Annotated in this window: 7 protein-coding genes; 2 read left to right on the top strand and 5 right to left on the bottom strand. The window is 62.4% G+C overall.

The genetic code is table 11. The features are described from left to right. Positions 1 to 182: 182 nt before the first annotated feature. A complete protein-coding gene (locus tag I6F35_RS01080; RefSeq protein ID WP_225115781.1) occupies positions 183 to 1,838 on the bottom strand; it encodes an ABC transporter substrate-binding protein in 1,656 nt (551 codons plus the stop codon). A 211-nt stretch (positions 1,839 to 2,049) separates the two neighbouring features. Between I6F35_RS01080 and I6F35_RS01075 the strand changes: the two genes are divergently transcribed. After that, positions 2,050 to 3,657 carry an ABC transporter substrate-binding protein gene (locus I6F35_RS01075; RefSeq protein WP_225115780.1) on the top strand — a complete coding sequence of 536 codons (1,608 nt, stop codon included), beginning with the start codon at positions 2,050 to 2,052 and terminating at the stop codon, positions 3,655 to 3,657. A gap of 322 nt (positions 3,658 to 3,979) precedes the next feature. On the opposite strand, the gene I6F35_RS01070 is transcribed toward I6F35_RS01075, so the two are convergent. Both I6F35_RS01070 and I6F35_RS01065 read right to left on the bottom strand, forming a co-directional pair. Next, positions 3,980 to 6,208 carry an adenylate/guanylate cyclase domain-containing protein gene (locus I6F35_RS01070; protein ID WP_225115779.1) on the bottom strand — a complete coding sequence of 743 codons (2,229 nt, stop codon included), beginning with the start codon at positions 6,206 to 6,208 and terminating at the stop codon, positions 3,980 to 3,982. Positions 6,209 to 6,291: 83 nt separating this feature from the next. Beyond that, complete coding sequence (locus I6F35_RS01065) at positions 6,292 to 10,383, bottom strand: nidogen-like domain-containing protein (protein ID WP_225115778.1); 4,092 nt, start codon at positions 10,381 to 10,383, stop codon at positions 6,292 to 6,294. Between the two features lie 709 nt (positions 10,384 to 11,092). On the opposite strand from I6F35_RS01065, the gene I6F35_RS01060 reads away from it, so the two are divergent. Further along, positions 11,093 to 11,827: a transglutaminase-like cysteine peptidase gene (locus I6F35_RS01060; RefSeq protein ID WP_225115777.1), complete on the top strand. Its 735-nt coding sequence runs from the start codon at positions 11,093 to 11,095 to the stop codon at positions 11,825 to 11,827. A 120-nt stretch (positions 11,828 to 11,947) separates the two neighbouring features. On the opposite strand, the gene I6F35_RS01055 is transcribed toward I6F35_RS01060, so the two are convergent. Both I6F35_RS01055 and I6F35_RS01050 read right to left on the bottom strand, forming a co-directional pair. Continuing rightward, positions 11,948 to 13,147, bottom strand: a complete 1,200-nt coding sequence (locus tag I6F35_RS01055) for an ABC transporter substrate-binding protein (protein WP_225115776.1) — start codon at positions 13,145 to 13,147, stop codon at positions 11,948 to 11,950. Between the two features lie 128 nt (positions 13,148 to 13,275). Then, positions 13,276 to 15,114: an AMP-dependent synthetase/ligase gene (locus I6F35_RS01050; protein WP_225115775.1), complete on the bottom strand. Its 1,839-nt coding sequence runs from the start codon at positions 15,112 to 15,114 to the stop codon at positions 13,276 to 13,278. Positions 15,115 to 15,157: the final 43 nt, after the last annotated feature.

Below are 15,157 nucleotides of genomic sequence, written 5' to 3'. Positions count from 1 at the left end.
TCCCTTCTCCCCTTGTGGAAGAAGGTGGCACGCATGAGATGCGCGCCGGATGAGGGTTCTGTCCGCGGATATTGTGGTCGTTGAAGGAAAGGGGCGTGTCCGCGGAAACAGACCCCTCACCCGGCTTCGCTTTCGCAAAGCACCCTCTCCCACGAGGGGAGACGGCGAGCAGCACATTGGGCTTACTGTGTCATCGAGATCGGCGAGAAATCGACGAACCAGCTCTTCGGCTGCACGAAGCCCTTGACCTTCGGGCTCATCGCGCGCGGCGAGACGTCGTGGGCGACGTAAAGGAACGCCGCGTCGTCGACGGAGGCCGCATGCAGTTCGGCGAGCGCCGCATCGCGCGCGGCGGGATCGAAGCTCTGGCGGGCCTTGGTCACCAGTTCATCGAATTTGGGGTTGTTGATATAGCCCCAATTGTTCGACACCGGCGGCGCCATCGACGACTGCAGGAAGCGCACCAGCGCGAAGAACGGATCCATCGCCGCATAGGTGACGTTGGTGGCGTTGGAGCCATTGGCGGTCGGATCCTTGGCGCCGCGCCGCCAATTGGTGAACAGCGTGTTCCATTCGATCACATCGAGCTGCACGTCGAAATAGCATTCGGCGAGCGCCTGCTGCAGATATTCGTTCATCGGCAGAGGCAGCATCTGGCCGGAGCCCGAAGCCGACGTCTGGATCTTCACCGTCAGCTTCTTGCTCGGGCTGTAGCCCGCCTCCTGCATCAGCTTCTGCGCGGCCGGCTTGTCATACTTGATCTGGAAGGTCGGATTGCCACGCCAGGGATGGCCCTGCTCGAACGTGCCGGTTGCCGGCACCATCAGCCCGGCAAGCAGGCCGTCGCGCAGACCTTCGCGATCGACGCAGAGATTGGCCGCTTTCCGGACACGGATGTCATTCCAGGGCGAGCCCTCGATGCGGGAGAACTGCCAGGGCCAGACGTGCGGCGATTCATTGGAGTAGAGCACGAAGCCGCGCTGCTTGATCTCGGGCAGCGCATCCGGCGCCGGCGCCTCGACCCAATCGACCTGGCCGGAGAGCAGCGCCGCGGTGCGCGCATTGGCTTCCGGCATCGGCAGCAGCACCATCTTGTCGACCTTCGGAACGCGCGCCTTGTCCCAATAGGCAGCGTTCTTGGCGAGTTCGAGCCGCTCGCGCGGGGTGAATTTCGTCATCTTCCACGGGCCGGTGCCGGAGGCGTCCCTGGCGAAAGCGGCCCAGGCGGCCTGCGATTTCGCCTTGGCGTCGGCGCCTTCGGCGGTGTCATAGAATTTCTGCCACTTCGCCGGGCTCGCCATGAACAGATTGGTCAGGTTGATCGGCAGGAAGCTGTCCGGCTCTTTGGTGGTGAGTTCGACCGTCAGGTCGTCGATCTTGCGGGCCGAGGCCAGTGTCGGCATGCGCGAGGCGGTGACGCCGACCTGGCTGGCATCGAACTGCGGTGCATCCTGCTTGAGCACCTTGTCGACATTCCAGACCACGGCATCGGCATTGAACGGCGAACCGTCATGGAAGGTGACGCCGGGACGCAGCTTGAAGGTCCATTTCTTCTTGTCGGCATCGTCGACCTTCCACTCGGTCGCAAGGCCGGGAATGACGACGCTCGCCTTGTCGGCCGACGACAGGTCCCACATCGTCAGCGCGTCATACATCGTCAGACCGGTGAAGCGGTTGCCTTCGAAGCCCTGATCGGGCTGCCCGAGCGTGCGCGGAATGTCGGCAGCGGTCATGCCGATGCGCAGCACCGTTTCGGCGCCAGCTGCCCGCGGCAGGCCCGCCAGCGCAATCGCCAGCGCCGCGGCCAGCGCCATTGTTTTGGTTTTCTTAGTACGCATCGCAAAGGTCCCTTCTTCAACTTCGGGTGATTAATTGTTGGGCAATCGTATGCAATGCCTGTGCCAAGGGGAATAGTTCAGCGAGAAATCGCCCCTAGATGCGTCGTTTCTTCTCAGTCCGTGCCGCGACGCGGAAAGATGTGCCTATTCTGGCATCAAGCTTGCTTGGTTGGCATCCGGTATTCGGAATACGTCAACGGAGCTTCAGTACATGCGCACCCGACATTCGATTCTCGTAGCTGCTTTAGCGCTTGCCATCGGCGCAGGCTGGAGCGCTAAGCCGGCGCAGGCCGAAACCGTGGTGCGCTACGGAATCTCGATGGCGGATATCCCGCTCACGACGGGTCAGCCCGATCGCGGCGCAGGTGCCTATCAATTCACCGCCTACACGATCTACGATCCCCTGGTCGCCTGGGAGATGGATGTCGCCGACCGGCCCGGCAAACTGGTGCCCGGCCTCGCCACAGAATGGAAGGTCGACGACAAGGACAAGACCAAGTGGCGCTTCACGCTGCGCCGAGGCGTCAAGTTCCATGACGGCAGCGACTTCAACGCCGACGCGGTGATCTGGAATCTGGACAAGGTGCTGAACGACAAGGCGCCGCAATTCGACAAGCGGCAGAGCGCGCAGGTGAAGACCCGCCTGCCCTCGGTGGCGAGCTACGCCAAGATCGACGATTTCACCGTGGAGATCACCACCAAGACGGTCGACTCCTTCTTTCCCTACCAGATGCTCTGGTTCCTGGTCTCGAGCCCCGCGCAATATGAAAAGCTCGGCAAGGACTGGGACAAGTTCGCAAGCCAGCCGTCCGGCACCGGCCCGTTCAAGCTGACCAAGCTCGTGCCGCGCGAGCTCGCCGAGCTCACCAGGAACGAGGACTACTGGAACAAGAAGCGGCTGCCCAAGGTCGACAAGATGGTGCTGATCCCGATGCCGGAGGCATTGACGCGCACCAACGCGCTGCTTGCGGGCCAGGTCGACCTGATCGAGACGCCAGCGCCGGACGCGGTGCCGCAGCTCAAGGCCGCCGGCATGAAGATCGTCGACAACGTCACCCCGCATGTCTGGAACTATCACCTGAGCGTGCTGCCGGGCTCGCCCTGGACCGACATCCGCCTGCGCAAGGCGCTCAACCTGGCGATCGATCGCGATGCCGTGGTCGGGCTGATGAACGGACTGGCAAAACCTGCCAAGGGACAGGTGGACCCGTCGAGCCCGTGGTTCGGCAAGCCGACCTTCGACATCAAATATGATCTCGCCGCGGCCAGGAAGCTGGTGCAGGAAGCCGGCTACTCCAAGGAGAAGCCGCTGAAGACGACTTTCATCATCGCCCAGGGCGGCACCGGACAGATGCTGTCGCTGCCGATGAACGAATTCCTGCAGCAGAGCTTCAAGGAGATCGGCATCGACGTCGAGTTCAAGGTGGTCGAGCTCGAGACTTTATATACGCACTGGCGCAAGGGCGCGGCCGACGAGATGAACGCCGGCATCACCGCCAACAACATCGCCTATGTGACCTCGGACCCGCTCTACGCGATCGTGCGCTTCTTCCATTCCGGCCAGATCGCGCCTGTCGGCGTCAACTGGGGCGGCTACAAGAACCCGAAGGTCGACGCGCTGATCGACGAGGCCAAGCAGACCTTCGACACCACCAAGCAGGACGAACTGCTGGCGCAGGCGCATGCGCAGATCGTCGACGACGCCGTGCTGGTGTGGGTGGTGCACGACACCAACCCGCATGCGCTGTCGCCCAAGGTCAAGACCTTCGTCCAGGCGCAGCACTGGTTCCAGGACCTGACGCAGATCGGGCTGCAGTGAGTCCGACGTAGATACCGTTGCCATTCCGGGGCGCGCCTCTTGGCGCGAACCCGGTATCCATCGGACCGCAGGCGATGGCGGAAAAATGGATTCCGGGTTCGATGCTTCGCATCGCCCCGGAATGACGACGCCGGGTCGTAGGGTAGGCAAAGCGCAGCGTGCGCACCCTATGTCTACTGTAACAACGCACACCGATGTCGTCCCCGCGAAAGCGGGGCCCCATAATCACAGGGCGCAGTTGTTGAGACGAGCCTGTAGTTCCTTTGCACCACAAAACTACGGCCTGTGGTTATGGGTCCCGGGTAAAGCCCGGGACGACGAGCTACTTCGTGAGTAACGCGAAGGCGCCGTTCCAGTCCTCCGGTGGCGGGCTCTCCATGAAATGGCGGATGCGCGCTTCATAGAGATTGTACAGCCGTTCCAGCACATGACCCTCGTCGGTCTTGCGGCCGCGTTCGATCGTCGCCAGCGCGCCTTGCCAATCGCGGTTGCGGTAGCAGGACAGCATCTCGATCGTGAGATTGCGCAGACGCTGGAATCGGCCGGACTGCGCGACATCGCCGCGGCCGGCGATCGCGTAAATCACCTCCGGCTCCTTCTTGCCCTTGACCATGATGAAGTCGAGCTCAAGGATCGCGAACTTCTCCTTCGCAGCGAGCGCGGTCTTCGACCCGACGATGATCGGGAAGCCATATTCCTTGGACTGCCCCTCGAGGCGCGAGGCAAGGTTGACGCTGTCGCCGAGCACCGAATAGTCGAAGCGCAGGTCGGAGCCCATATTGCCGACCACGCAGACGCCGGTGTTGAGGCCGATGCCGACATTGAGCGGGATATAGACGTGGCCGCCCGCGTCGGCCTCCTCCTTGCGTAATTTGTTGAGCTCGTCGATGCGATCGAGCATGTCGATCGCCGCCTCGCAGGCGTTGATCTCGTGCTCCTTGTCGTCGAGCGGCGCGTTCCAGAACGCCATGATCGCATCGCCCATATATTTGTCGATCGTTCCCTTGCGGGCAAGGATCGCGTTGGTGAGCGGCGTCAGGAAGCGGTTCATCAGCGCGGTCAACCCTTGCGGATCGCGCTTGTAGGATTCCGAGATCGTGGTGAAACCGCGGACGTCGGAGAACATGATGGTCATCTCGCGCTCCTCGCCGCCGAGCACAAGCTTCTCCGGCGATTGCGCGAGCTGCTCGACCAGCGCGGGCGACATGTATTGCGCGAAAGCGCCGCGGATCTGCTTCCGTTGCTGCTGCTCGCGGACGAAACTCGAGAAGATCAGCGTCAGATAAATCGCCGTGGTCGACATCAGGGGATAGGTGAAATCGATCAGCAGGTGGTGCTGCGTGTAGAAGTACCAGGACGCGCCAATCAGCGCGGTCGCGAACACCGCGCCCAGGCCGACCAGCGTGATCGGCCCGAACAGCGGAGCGAACGCGATCACCAGCAGGCCGAACACCAGCGCGGCCGCGAATTCGAACGCGACGGCGTAGTTCGGCCGGGATACGCTGGCGCCGGACAGCGCGCTCTCCAGCACCTGGGCATGAATTTCCACGCCCGGCATCGCCGGGGTAACCGCCGTGGTCTTGATGTCGTTGAGCCCGACTGAAGACGTGCCGATCAGGACCAGTTTGCCCTGGATCTTCTCCGCCGGCACGCGTCCATGCAGCACGTCGGCTGCCGAGACGTAGATCGAGGGGTCGGCCTGGGCGAAGTGCACCCAGAGCTGGCCGTTGCGGTCGGTCGGGATCCGCAAGCCGCGGAGCGCGAGGCTCTTGATGCCGGCCTTGTCAGTATCGATCAGCACGGTGCCGGACCCGGTCGCCACCCGCAGCACCTCGAAGCTCAGCGACGGCATGGTGGCGCCCTGGGCCACCATGATCATCGGCACACGGCGGACGATGCCGTCGCGCTCCGGCTTGATCGTGAACAGGCCGCGGCCGGCGGCGGCCTGCTCCAGCACCTGGACGTTGCGGAGCAAACCGGGGAAATCGAACATGAAAGGCTGCGGCTCCTCGCCTTTCATCGCAAGCGGCGTCAGCGGCAGCGACTTGTCGAATTCGGCGACCACGAAGGGCAGGCCGGAGGCGCCCAGCACCACGCGCGACTTGGCCATCGCATCCGCCAGGATCTGGTCGTTGCTCGGCAGCGCCCGCAGCTTCGCCTTCATCTCCTCGTCGAGATTGCGGATCGTATCGGCGGCGGCATCCGGATTGAGCCGGTCCGGCTCGGAGAACACGATGTCGAAGGCGATCACGACCGCGCCAAGCCGGGTCAGGTTGGTGACGAGATCGGCGACCCGCGTGCGCGGCCAGGGAAACTGGCCGAGCTCGGACAGGCTCTTTTCGTCGATATCGACGATGGTGACCGGCCTGATCGTCTTGACCCGCGGCTCGATGAGCTGAAAACCGTCAAAGGTCCTGACCCGAAGTTCCTCGATTGCCGGCGGATCGAACACCCTGAGCGCGGCGAAGCCGATCAACAGCGCAAGGCAGGCAAGCCGCGCGTAGCCGAAGCGCCGCTTGAACCACCTTTGCAATGCCTTCAGCCGCCTCATGCCGTCTCGATATCACGCCCGCGTCGATTGATCACGCCGAGAGTTTTGGGGTGCAGTGCACCCAGGCGGACCGACCGGCGCGCTCAGACACTGCCCGGCGGCAGGATGAAATCGTTGGCATGCAGACTGGCGAGCGCCACGTTCTTCAAGAGGATCGTGTTGTGCCCGTTGCCGTCGAGGTCGATCAGCACGTTGCCGTTCTCGACAGTCGCGTGGCTTTCGAGCCAATGGTCGAAATCGTTCTGACCATTGGGACCGAAGGCCACGTAATCCAGCTCGATCCTGTCCTGGCCCGCCACGAAGTCGCTGATCGTGTCGTAGCCGATGCCGCCGGCGTTCTGCTTGAAGACGAATGTGTCGTTGCCGGCACCGCCGAACAGGATGTTGTTATGGCCGTCACCGGTCAGCGTGTCGTTGAACGCCGTGCCGCGCAAATTCTCGATCGATGAGAAGAGATCGCCTTCGGCCGCCGTGCCCGTGGTGGCGCCGGTGAGCAGGTTGACGCAGATCGGGCCGCTTGCATGCGAGTAATCGACGGTGTCGCTGCCCGGATCGGACGGGCCGAGCGGGCCGCCGAGGCCGTTGAAGACATCGGGATGATCGCTGGCCAGGAATACATCAGGGCCGGTGCTGCCGACGTAGTTGAAAGCAACTGCGGAGAAGTCGAACGCGTCGAGTCCCGTAGACGGGACCACTGGATCGAGCGGAGCATCTTGACCGGTAGAATTGACGACGGCCTGGACGATGATGTTCCAGCCATGGGTGCTGACCAACAGATTCGCCGGCGTAGCCTGGGCCGGGTCGGTCGTGCCGAAAATATCGATCTCGTTGATGAGGTTGGTGAAGGAGTTCGTCTCTGGATCGTGGCTGTAGCCGCTTCCGACCATCTCGAAAATGATCTCTTTGTCGGCATTGACGACAAAGGCGTGATTGCCGTTCTCGTCAGCCGTCGCGAACTGGCTCGCCGCCAAATCGTCATAGAACGTGCTGAAGTCGTAACCGGCGGGCGAATGCACGGTGACCGCAACCGGCGTGATCGCCGAGCTATCGCAGTCCAGCGTCAGGTTTGCGGTCGAACTCGCACTGAGCGCCCCGTCGGAGACGGTGTAGGCGAAGCTGAACGGGCCGGCATGTCCCGGAGCCGGCGTGTAGGTCCATGTGCCATTTTGATTGGGGACAAGGTAGCCGCCACCACTCGCGATGCTGAGAGCGGTGATCGAAAGCTGCTGGCTATCGATATCGCTGGCGCCGGCCAGGAGAGCGGAGGCACAAACGATGTAAGGCGCATCTTCGGTGCCGTTCGCCAATGTCACTGGTATTGCGACGGGCGCATCATTGGTGCCGGTGATCGTCCAGGAGGCCGAAGCCGGCGTGACGAGTGTGCCGTCGGAGACGCCATAGTGGACGGTCACCGTCGTTGGCTCGCCGGCCGCAAGATGCTGGTAGGCGCTGGCGCTGGGATCGAGCGTGAATGCATGCGAGTTCGCGTCATACGATACGCCGGGCGGAAGCTGGCTCGGAACGTCCACGACCGTCAATGCATGCTGGTCGACATCGGATGCGTTGGCGAGTGCATCCAGAATGCTGGCCGCGCCATCTTCCGTCGCCGATCCGATCACGGCACCGGAGACGACCGGCGCATGATTGTCGGGCTCGTTCAGCGTAACGGAGACAGTCTGCGTGAACGTTCCGCCATGTCCGTCGCTGATCACGACGTTGAAGGTTTCGACCTTGCTGTGGTTCGGCAGCCCGCCGAGCGCAGCGCGCACATCCGCAGGATCGGCGGTGTAGGTCCAGACGAATTGCCCGCCTGTACCAGTACCCGTGGTGTCGGCCTGCTTGACCAGAGTCAGGGTTCCGAGCGGCTGGTCGGAACCGACATAGGTTACACTAAGGACGTTGTGAGTATCGGTAAGGTCGGGATCAGAGAAATTGATCGTGCCGGTCGTCGTCAGGGACGATGAGATGACGTCACCGTTCCGCACTTCGAACTGGTCGACACCGTCGATGCCCGTATTGCCGTCCGTCCCCGAAAGATCGAGCAGTGCAGATTGGTTTCCGGATTGCGGCAGCTCGTAATAGTGCGTGCCGTCGCCGGCCGAATAGCCGATACGCGCCGGGATTCCGCCGAGGCCGCCAGAGCCGCCGCTTGCCCCACCCGTCGTCCACTGAATATCGCCGTAGCGATACTGGATGTCGAAATTCCCGTTGCCCTGGTCAATCAGCACCAGTTGGAATGAATTGAGCTTGTCCGTTCCATATGAGTAGTATCCAACGCGGTCCCACGTGATGGTCATCACGCCGTTGATTTCATCCAGATCGTAATAGACCGCTCCGCCGCCACGCGTGTCGACGTCGGCCCAGAACACCGCGATGATCGGATTGTACAGACCTGCATTGATCGCGCTCGGCGTGTAAGTGGCCGTCGGCGAACCGAACGTGATGTTGCCGTTGTTGTTGATGTAAAGCGAGGTGTAGTAGTGGCCAAAGAAATTGATGCCCTGCGCGCCGAACACCGAGGTGACATTGATCGCGACGGATGAGTTGTCGTCGCCCGGAGCAAGCGCCGCTGCTCCATAAGCGGAACCTCCGGGAAGATCACTAATCAACCCTGGCGCGTTAAGCCGAGCAGCGAGTTCCGGACTGACGCGATCGTTGCCGGAAGTGGAAGCGGTCACCACGATCGTGCGATCTGCAACCGTTCCGGACGCCACCGTCGGTATATCGTTCGAACCGGTGACCGTGACGTCGATGACCCGCGGGGTGCCGTCTGCCGACATCACCGTCAGCGTGTCGTGCACGACCTGCCCTTCCGCGAGTTGGTTCGCCACCTCATGGACCAGTGTATAAGTCCATGCGCCGGTGTTCGCGTCGAACGTGAAGTTGCCATAACGACCGGCCAGCGCCGAGGATGGCACTGGCTGGAAGATTTGCGCGCCGTTGACGTTTTGCACCGCCAGCGTGCCGGTTACGATCGTCGCCTGATCCTCAACTACGCTGCCCGCGGCACTGCCGTTAATCTGCTGCTGCTCCGGCGGCTGCGGCGGAAGGCCCGCGTCCTGCAGGAAGCTCGTGCTTCCTTCCGTACCCACGTTACCTATCTTGACGATAAAGGTCTTGGTGCCGGTGCCGGTCGTATCAACGCTGCCACTGCCGAACACCGAAACGAATTCGGTGCCCGGCGAATCGGCGCCCGTGGAGCTGCCGTACGATGCATATCTCGTCTGCGGATCGGCGTTGTTCTCGGTGTGCTGCGGCAGGTTCGGGTCGATCGCCTTCCGGATGTCATAGGTATTGAGCACCGCCTGGAAGGTCGCGAATTCCTGCGCAACCTGCGCCAGTGTCTTGGCGCTCTCCCGCGCGATCAGCTCGAAAGCCGCGGTCGGCGTCAGGTTCAGGATGCTGCCATTGCTGGTCACCGTGCCGATCAAAACGCCGCGCGTGTTGAACACCTGCACCGCGTGGACCTGATTGTCCTGCTGGTCGATGACCGAAATCGACACCGAGCCGTCGACTGTCGAGATGTCGAGAATGACCGCGGTGCCGCGGATGCCCATGGTCGCGATCGGCGTCGCCACCTTCATGTCACCGGACTTGGCCACCTGGCCGGCGACGAAGCTGGCGGCGCCCTGCACCAGCGTTATCAGCGACGAGTTCGAACTGCTGCTGGCGTCATAGGTGAGCTCGTTCAACATCAGCCGCGCATTGGCGTTGAGATTGAACGTGGTGCCATCGTTCAGGACGAGACCGAGTGTGGAGCCGCTACCGGTCTGCACCAGATCGTTCTGATACACCGCGTCGCCATTCTGCAGTTCGAGGGTGACGCCGCTGCGCACCACGCTGGCGCTGCCGGTCATCTTGGCGATATGGCCGACCAGATCTGCGGCCGGCGGCGTTCCCGCCTGGGCGTAAACCGTGTGTCCGGTCAGCGCGTCGACGACCTTCGGATCCAGCGACGCCCCTTCGGGGGAAAGCAGTATCGGGTGCTTGTCGCCATGGAAGTAATTCGGCACCACCACGCGATGCAGGTCGTCGGAAATGACGAGATCATTGCCGGATTTGTGGAAGTTGCCGGAGAACAGAAGATGCGCGTCAGGAACGGTAAAGCTGTCCGCGTGGTCAGCGCGGAATGAAAACGAATCGAGATCGGCATGTGCGCTGGAAAGAGACCCCACCCCACTCGACCCAAACTTGCCGGCGTAATTCAATGCCGTCACCAGAAACAGTTAATAAAAATGCAAATTTCCTAAGACGAACCTACACATATCATTAGGAGAAACCACGCGAAAGCACGCACGCCGAGTGCGAGTCCTATTGGCGGCGTGATCGAGAAGTCTTCGCCCGGCCCGGCGCGAAGCAGATTTGATCCGACGCATGTTGTTGCCTGAAAAGTGCATGGAGCTTCCATTCAACTTGCGGAAAATAGAAGTAAATTCAATTACTTCTTGGGATGGAAGGATGATTTCGACTGCCGGCCGTCCGCCCCGCCAGGCCAGCGTACACTGCCGTTCGGCTGCCCAATGTGATCTAGATTACTAATCAAATGGACCGCCGCCCCGTTAGCCATATGTGCAGAAAGCTCGGCCGCCTGATGCGTCCGACGACATCGGATGCCGTTGCGCCAGCCTCGCCCAGGAACGAGCGCCGGTTAAGCAGACATCAAGCATAAGACATCGTGACCCCCCAGAAGGTTCGACCACGGGTTAGCAAGATCGATAAAATTTTCGACGGTTTGGCGAGACCGGCTTCAGCCTCTTCCGCATTTCCGCGGCCGAGCCGCCCTCCTTAAACCAGATCGCAAGCGCTCCCACGCAATCCTCTGCCCGCGAAACGATCCGGTCACGCGCGGGCGAATGCCGCCGATGCCCGGACAGGGGGTGTCACATGGGAATGTTCGGTTATTCGGGCGCGCTGCGCGCGCTCATGCTCGCCTGCGGCCTGCTTTGGCTTGCACCGGCGGCGCAGGTCAGCGCCGGGACGCCGCTGTCGCCGGCTGGCGCAGTCCTGATCAAGAAATCAATCGAGCCGTTCGGACGTGCGACCGCCCTCCTCTCGGACGGCGGGTTGCGCGACAAATGGCTCGGCCTGCAGCGCCGGCTCGCCGACGATCTCGTACAGCTCGCGCTGTGCGAGGGCGACCGCGAGGGCTGCGTCTCGCCGGCCGCGCTGAAATTCCTTGCTGTCGTCAACGACGCGAAGGCTAGAGACGGCCGCGCCCGGCTCGGCGAGATCAACCGCGCGATCAATCTCGCGATCAGGCCGGCGGACGATCTCGTGCAATATGGCGCGATCGATCTCTGGGCTTCGCCGCTGACGAGCTTTGCGAACGGCGCCGGCGATTGCGAGGACTACGCGATCGCCAAGTTCGTCGCGCTGCGTCTGGCCGGTATGGCACCGGAAGACCTGCGGATCGTGATCATGCACGACACGCTGCGCGGCGAGGATCATGCGGTGGCCGCGGCCCGGCTCGACGGCCAGTGGCTGACACTGGACAACCGCCGCATGATGATGGTCGCCGATACGGACGTCAGGAACTACCGGCCGACCTTCGTGGTCGATGAGGCCGGCGTCCGGCGCTACACGGACATTCCACTCGTGGCCGAGGCCACGCTGCAGTAGCCAACGCAACCAACGCTATTCGTCATTGCGAGGAGCGCAGCCACGAAGCAATCCATCTCTCCGCGTGGGGCGACATGGATTGCTTCGCTTCGCTCGCAATGACGGCGCGTGTATGCTCTCTCAGAACGACAGGCTGTCCTTCATCAGCACCCAACGGCCGTTCTTGATCTGCTGCACCTGGGTGATGGTGTTGGCGAGGTGGTCAGTCTTGGAGAACTTGGTCGGCGGCGAATTGAAAATGTCGAGGAATTTTTCGCCCGACTCAAGCGAATCCAGCATCTTCTGGCCGGTCAGATCCTTGCCGGCCTTCTGCGCGTAGAAGGCAAACGTCGTCACCGCGTTGTAGCCGATCATCGCCTGCGTATTGGCGTCGGTGCCGAACATCTTCTTGTAGTTGAGGAGCCAATCCTTCACCTTGCCCTTGGCGGTGTCCTCATAGGGAATCTCGAAGCCTGACGCCGCATAGAGGCCCTCCACCGCTTCCTTGCCGAGCGCCGGCACTTCGAGCACGTTGGTCGGCGTCGAGCCGAGGAAGGTCACGTCCCAGCCGAGCTTCTTGGCTTCGCTCATCGCGCCGATGGTCTCGCGGATCACGGTGCCGAGCACGACGAGGTCGCAGCCATCGGACTTCATCTTGGCGACCTGGGCGCTGAAGTCGGAGGCGCCGCGCTTGTAGCTGGTGATCGAGGCCGGCTGCAGCTTCATCGCCGCGACCTGCTGGGTGAAGCCGTCGAGCACGTTTTTGCCGTACTCGTCATCCTGATACATGATGCAGGGCTTCTTCGGGTTCTTCTGCTCCACCATGTATTTGAGCGCGGCGCGCGTGCTCTCGACATAGGGCAGCAGGTTGTTGAACTTGAGCCGCTCCTGCGGCTTGTTCGGATCGAACTTGAAGGTGAATTCGGCCGCCGTCAGCGGGAAGAGCTGGAGCACGCCGGCATCGAACAGCACGTCCTGCGCGGCCAGCACGGTCGGCGACCCCATCGGGCCGATCATCGCGAAGATCTTGTCGCGTTCGACCATCTTCTGCGAAGCCAGCACCGCCTTCTTCGGATCGTAACCGCTGTCCTCCAGGATCATCTTGATCTTGCGGCCGGTGATGCCGCCGGCGGCGTTGATCTCCTCCACCGCCATCTTCATGCCGTTGGAAACCGGCACGCCCCAGACCTTGATCGGCCCGGACAAATCCTGATGGGTGCCGATGACGATCTCGTTCGCCGAGATGCCTTCGTTGGTGACCTTGGTTTGCGCTGACGCCGGCAGGTGGGTCAGCGCCAGCGCACCCACCGCAAGGCCCAATGCCCTGAACGCTTTCGACATAATGATCCTCCTCTCCATGGCCCATATCGAGCGAAGGATCGGGCCTGTCTGGGCTCCTTCGCCTTTCTCTTGACCTCGTCTGCGCACCTCTCCTCGCAAGGACGGCGAGACGGAGAAAACCGTCGCGCCTAGGCGACCGCGCGCTCGCCGTACATCGCCTCGATCTCGGCCGCGTAACGCTTGTTCACGAAGCTGCGCTTCAGCTTCATGGTCGGCGTCAATTCCTCGTCCTCCGGCGTGAGCTGGCGCTCGATCAGATAGAATTTCTTGATGGTCTCGACGCGGGCGAAATTGGCGTTCACCGCCTCGATCTCGCGGTGGATCAGATCCTGGATCTCCGCCGCGCGGCACAGGCTTGCGTAGTTGGTGAAGGGGATGTCGTGGTCCTGGGCGTATTTCTCGACATTCTCCTGGTCGATCATCACGAGACAGGTGAGGTAAGGCCGCTTGTCGCCGATCACCACCGCGTCCGAAACATAGGGGGAGAATTTGAGCTGGTTCTCGATCTCCGACGGCGTGATGTTCTTGCCGCCTGATGTGATGATGATGTCCTTCATCCGGTCCGTGATCTTGACGTAGCCCTCGTTGTCGATCGCGCCGACATCACCGGTATGCAGCCAGCCCCTGGCGTCGATGGTCTCGGCAGTCCTCTCCGGCTGGTTCAGATAACCCATGAACAGGAAGTCGCCGCGGATGAGGATCTCGCCCCTCGGGCAGATCATCACCTCGCCCCAGGGCGCGGCCTTGCCGACCGAGCCGAGCTTGATGCGTTCGGTCGGCATGATGGTGGCGACGCCGCAATTCTCGGTCTGGCCATAGACCTCGCGCATGTCGATGCCGAGCGCGAGGTACCAGCGGATCAGGTCGGGCGCGATCGGCGCGGCGCCGGTGAACGCGATCCGGCAGCGGTCGAGCCCGAGCATGCGGCGGATGTTGCGGAACACCAGCCAATAGGCCAGCCGGTTGGCAAAGCGCAGCGGCAGCGCCGGCTGCTCGCCTTCCAGCCGGCAGTCGGTGATGCGATAGCCGATCGCCATCGCGCGGCGATAAACCCAGTTCTGGAGCGGGGTCGCATCCTTCAGCGCAATGGTGATGCCGGAATAGAATTTCTCCCAGACTCTGGGCACGGCGAGGAAGGCGGTCGGCTGCACCTCGCGCAGATTGTCCGGCACGGTCTCAGGGCTTTCGGCGAAATTCATCACCGATCCCAGCGCGACCGAGATGTAATAACCGCCGACGCGCTCGGCGACATGGCAGAGCGGCAGGAACACCAGCCGCTCCTCGTGATCGGTCGACGGGAACAGGTCGTTGGCGTGGCGCATCTGGTGCGTCACGCTGCGGTTGGCGTGCATCGCGCCCTTCGGCGGACCTGTGGTGCCCGAGGTGTAGACGAGGATCGCAAGATCGGAGCTCGTCCGGCTTCCGATCATCTGGTCCCACAGCGCCTCTCTGCCCTGGGCATGATTGCGGCCGAGCGCGGTGAATTCGGCAAGCGACATCACCATGGGATCGGAGAAGCCGCTCAGACCCTCCATGTCGAACACGACGATCCGCTCCAGCGTCGGGCAGCGCGAGCGGCAGGTGAGCAGCTTGTCGAGCTGCTCCTCGTCTTCCGCGAAGACCACGCGGGTGCGCGAATCGTTGATGAGATATTCGACCTGGACCCACGAGTCCGTCGGGTAGATGCCGGACGAGACGCCGCCGGCGCAGAGAATGCCCATATCGGCATAGACCCATTCCGGCACCGCGTTGGCGATGATGGAGGCGACATCGCCAGGACGGAAGCCGATGGCATGCAGGCCGTAGGCGATATCCCTGGAGATCTGCAGCCACTCGCGCCAGCTCGTCGGCTGCCAGATGCCGAACTTCTTCTCGCGGATCGCGGGCCTGTCGCCGCGCGTCTCCACCGCCAGAAGAAAACTCCTCGCGATCGTGTCGGCGACCGTCAGCACCGCCGCTCCGGCCATGCCCGTTCCCTCCTCTCCTCGCCCGTCGCGACCGCCGGCTTTT

This window comes from Bradyrhizobium sp. BRP22, from assembly GCF_020194175.1.
Classification (GTDB): Bacteria; Pseudomonadota; Alphaproteobacteria; order Rhizobiales; family Xanthobacteraceae; genus Bradyrhizobium.
Note: the sequence above shows the minus strand (reverse complement) of the source record. Positions and strands in the feature narration are given on the sequence as shown.

Coding starts and splice junctions, on each gene's coding strand:
- I6F35_RS01075 (WP_225115780.1), top strand. CDS start 2,050: ATGCGCACCCGACATTCGATTCTCGTAGCTGCTTTAGCGCTTGCCATC.
- I6F35_RS01060 (WP_225115777.1), top strand. CDS start 11,093: ATGGGAATGTTCGGTTATTCGGGCGCGCTGCGCGCGCTCATGCTCGCC.
- I6F35_RS01080 (WP_225115781.1), bottom strand. CDS start 1,838: ATGCGTACTAAGAAAACCAAAACAATGGCGCTGGCCGCGGCGCTGGCG.
- I6F35_RS01055 (WP_225115776.1), bottom strand. CDS start 13,147: ATGTCGAAAGCGTTCAGGGCATTGGGCCTTGCGGTGGGTGCGCTGGCG.
- I6F35_RS01050 (WP_225115775.1), bottom strand. CDS start 15,114: ATGGCCGGAGCGGCGGTGCTGACGGTCGCCGACACGATCGCGAGGAGT.
- I6F35_RS01070 (WP_225115779.1), bottom strand. CDS start 6,208: ATGAGGCGGCTGAAGGCATTGCAAAGGTGGTTCAAGCGGCGCTTCGGC.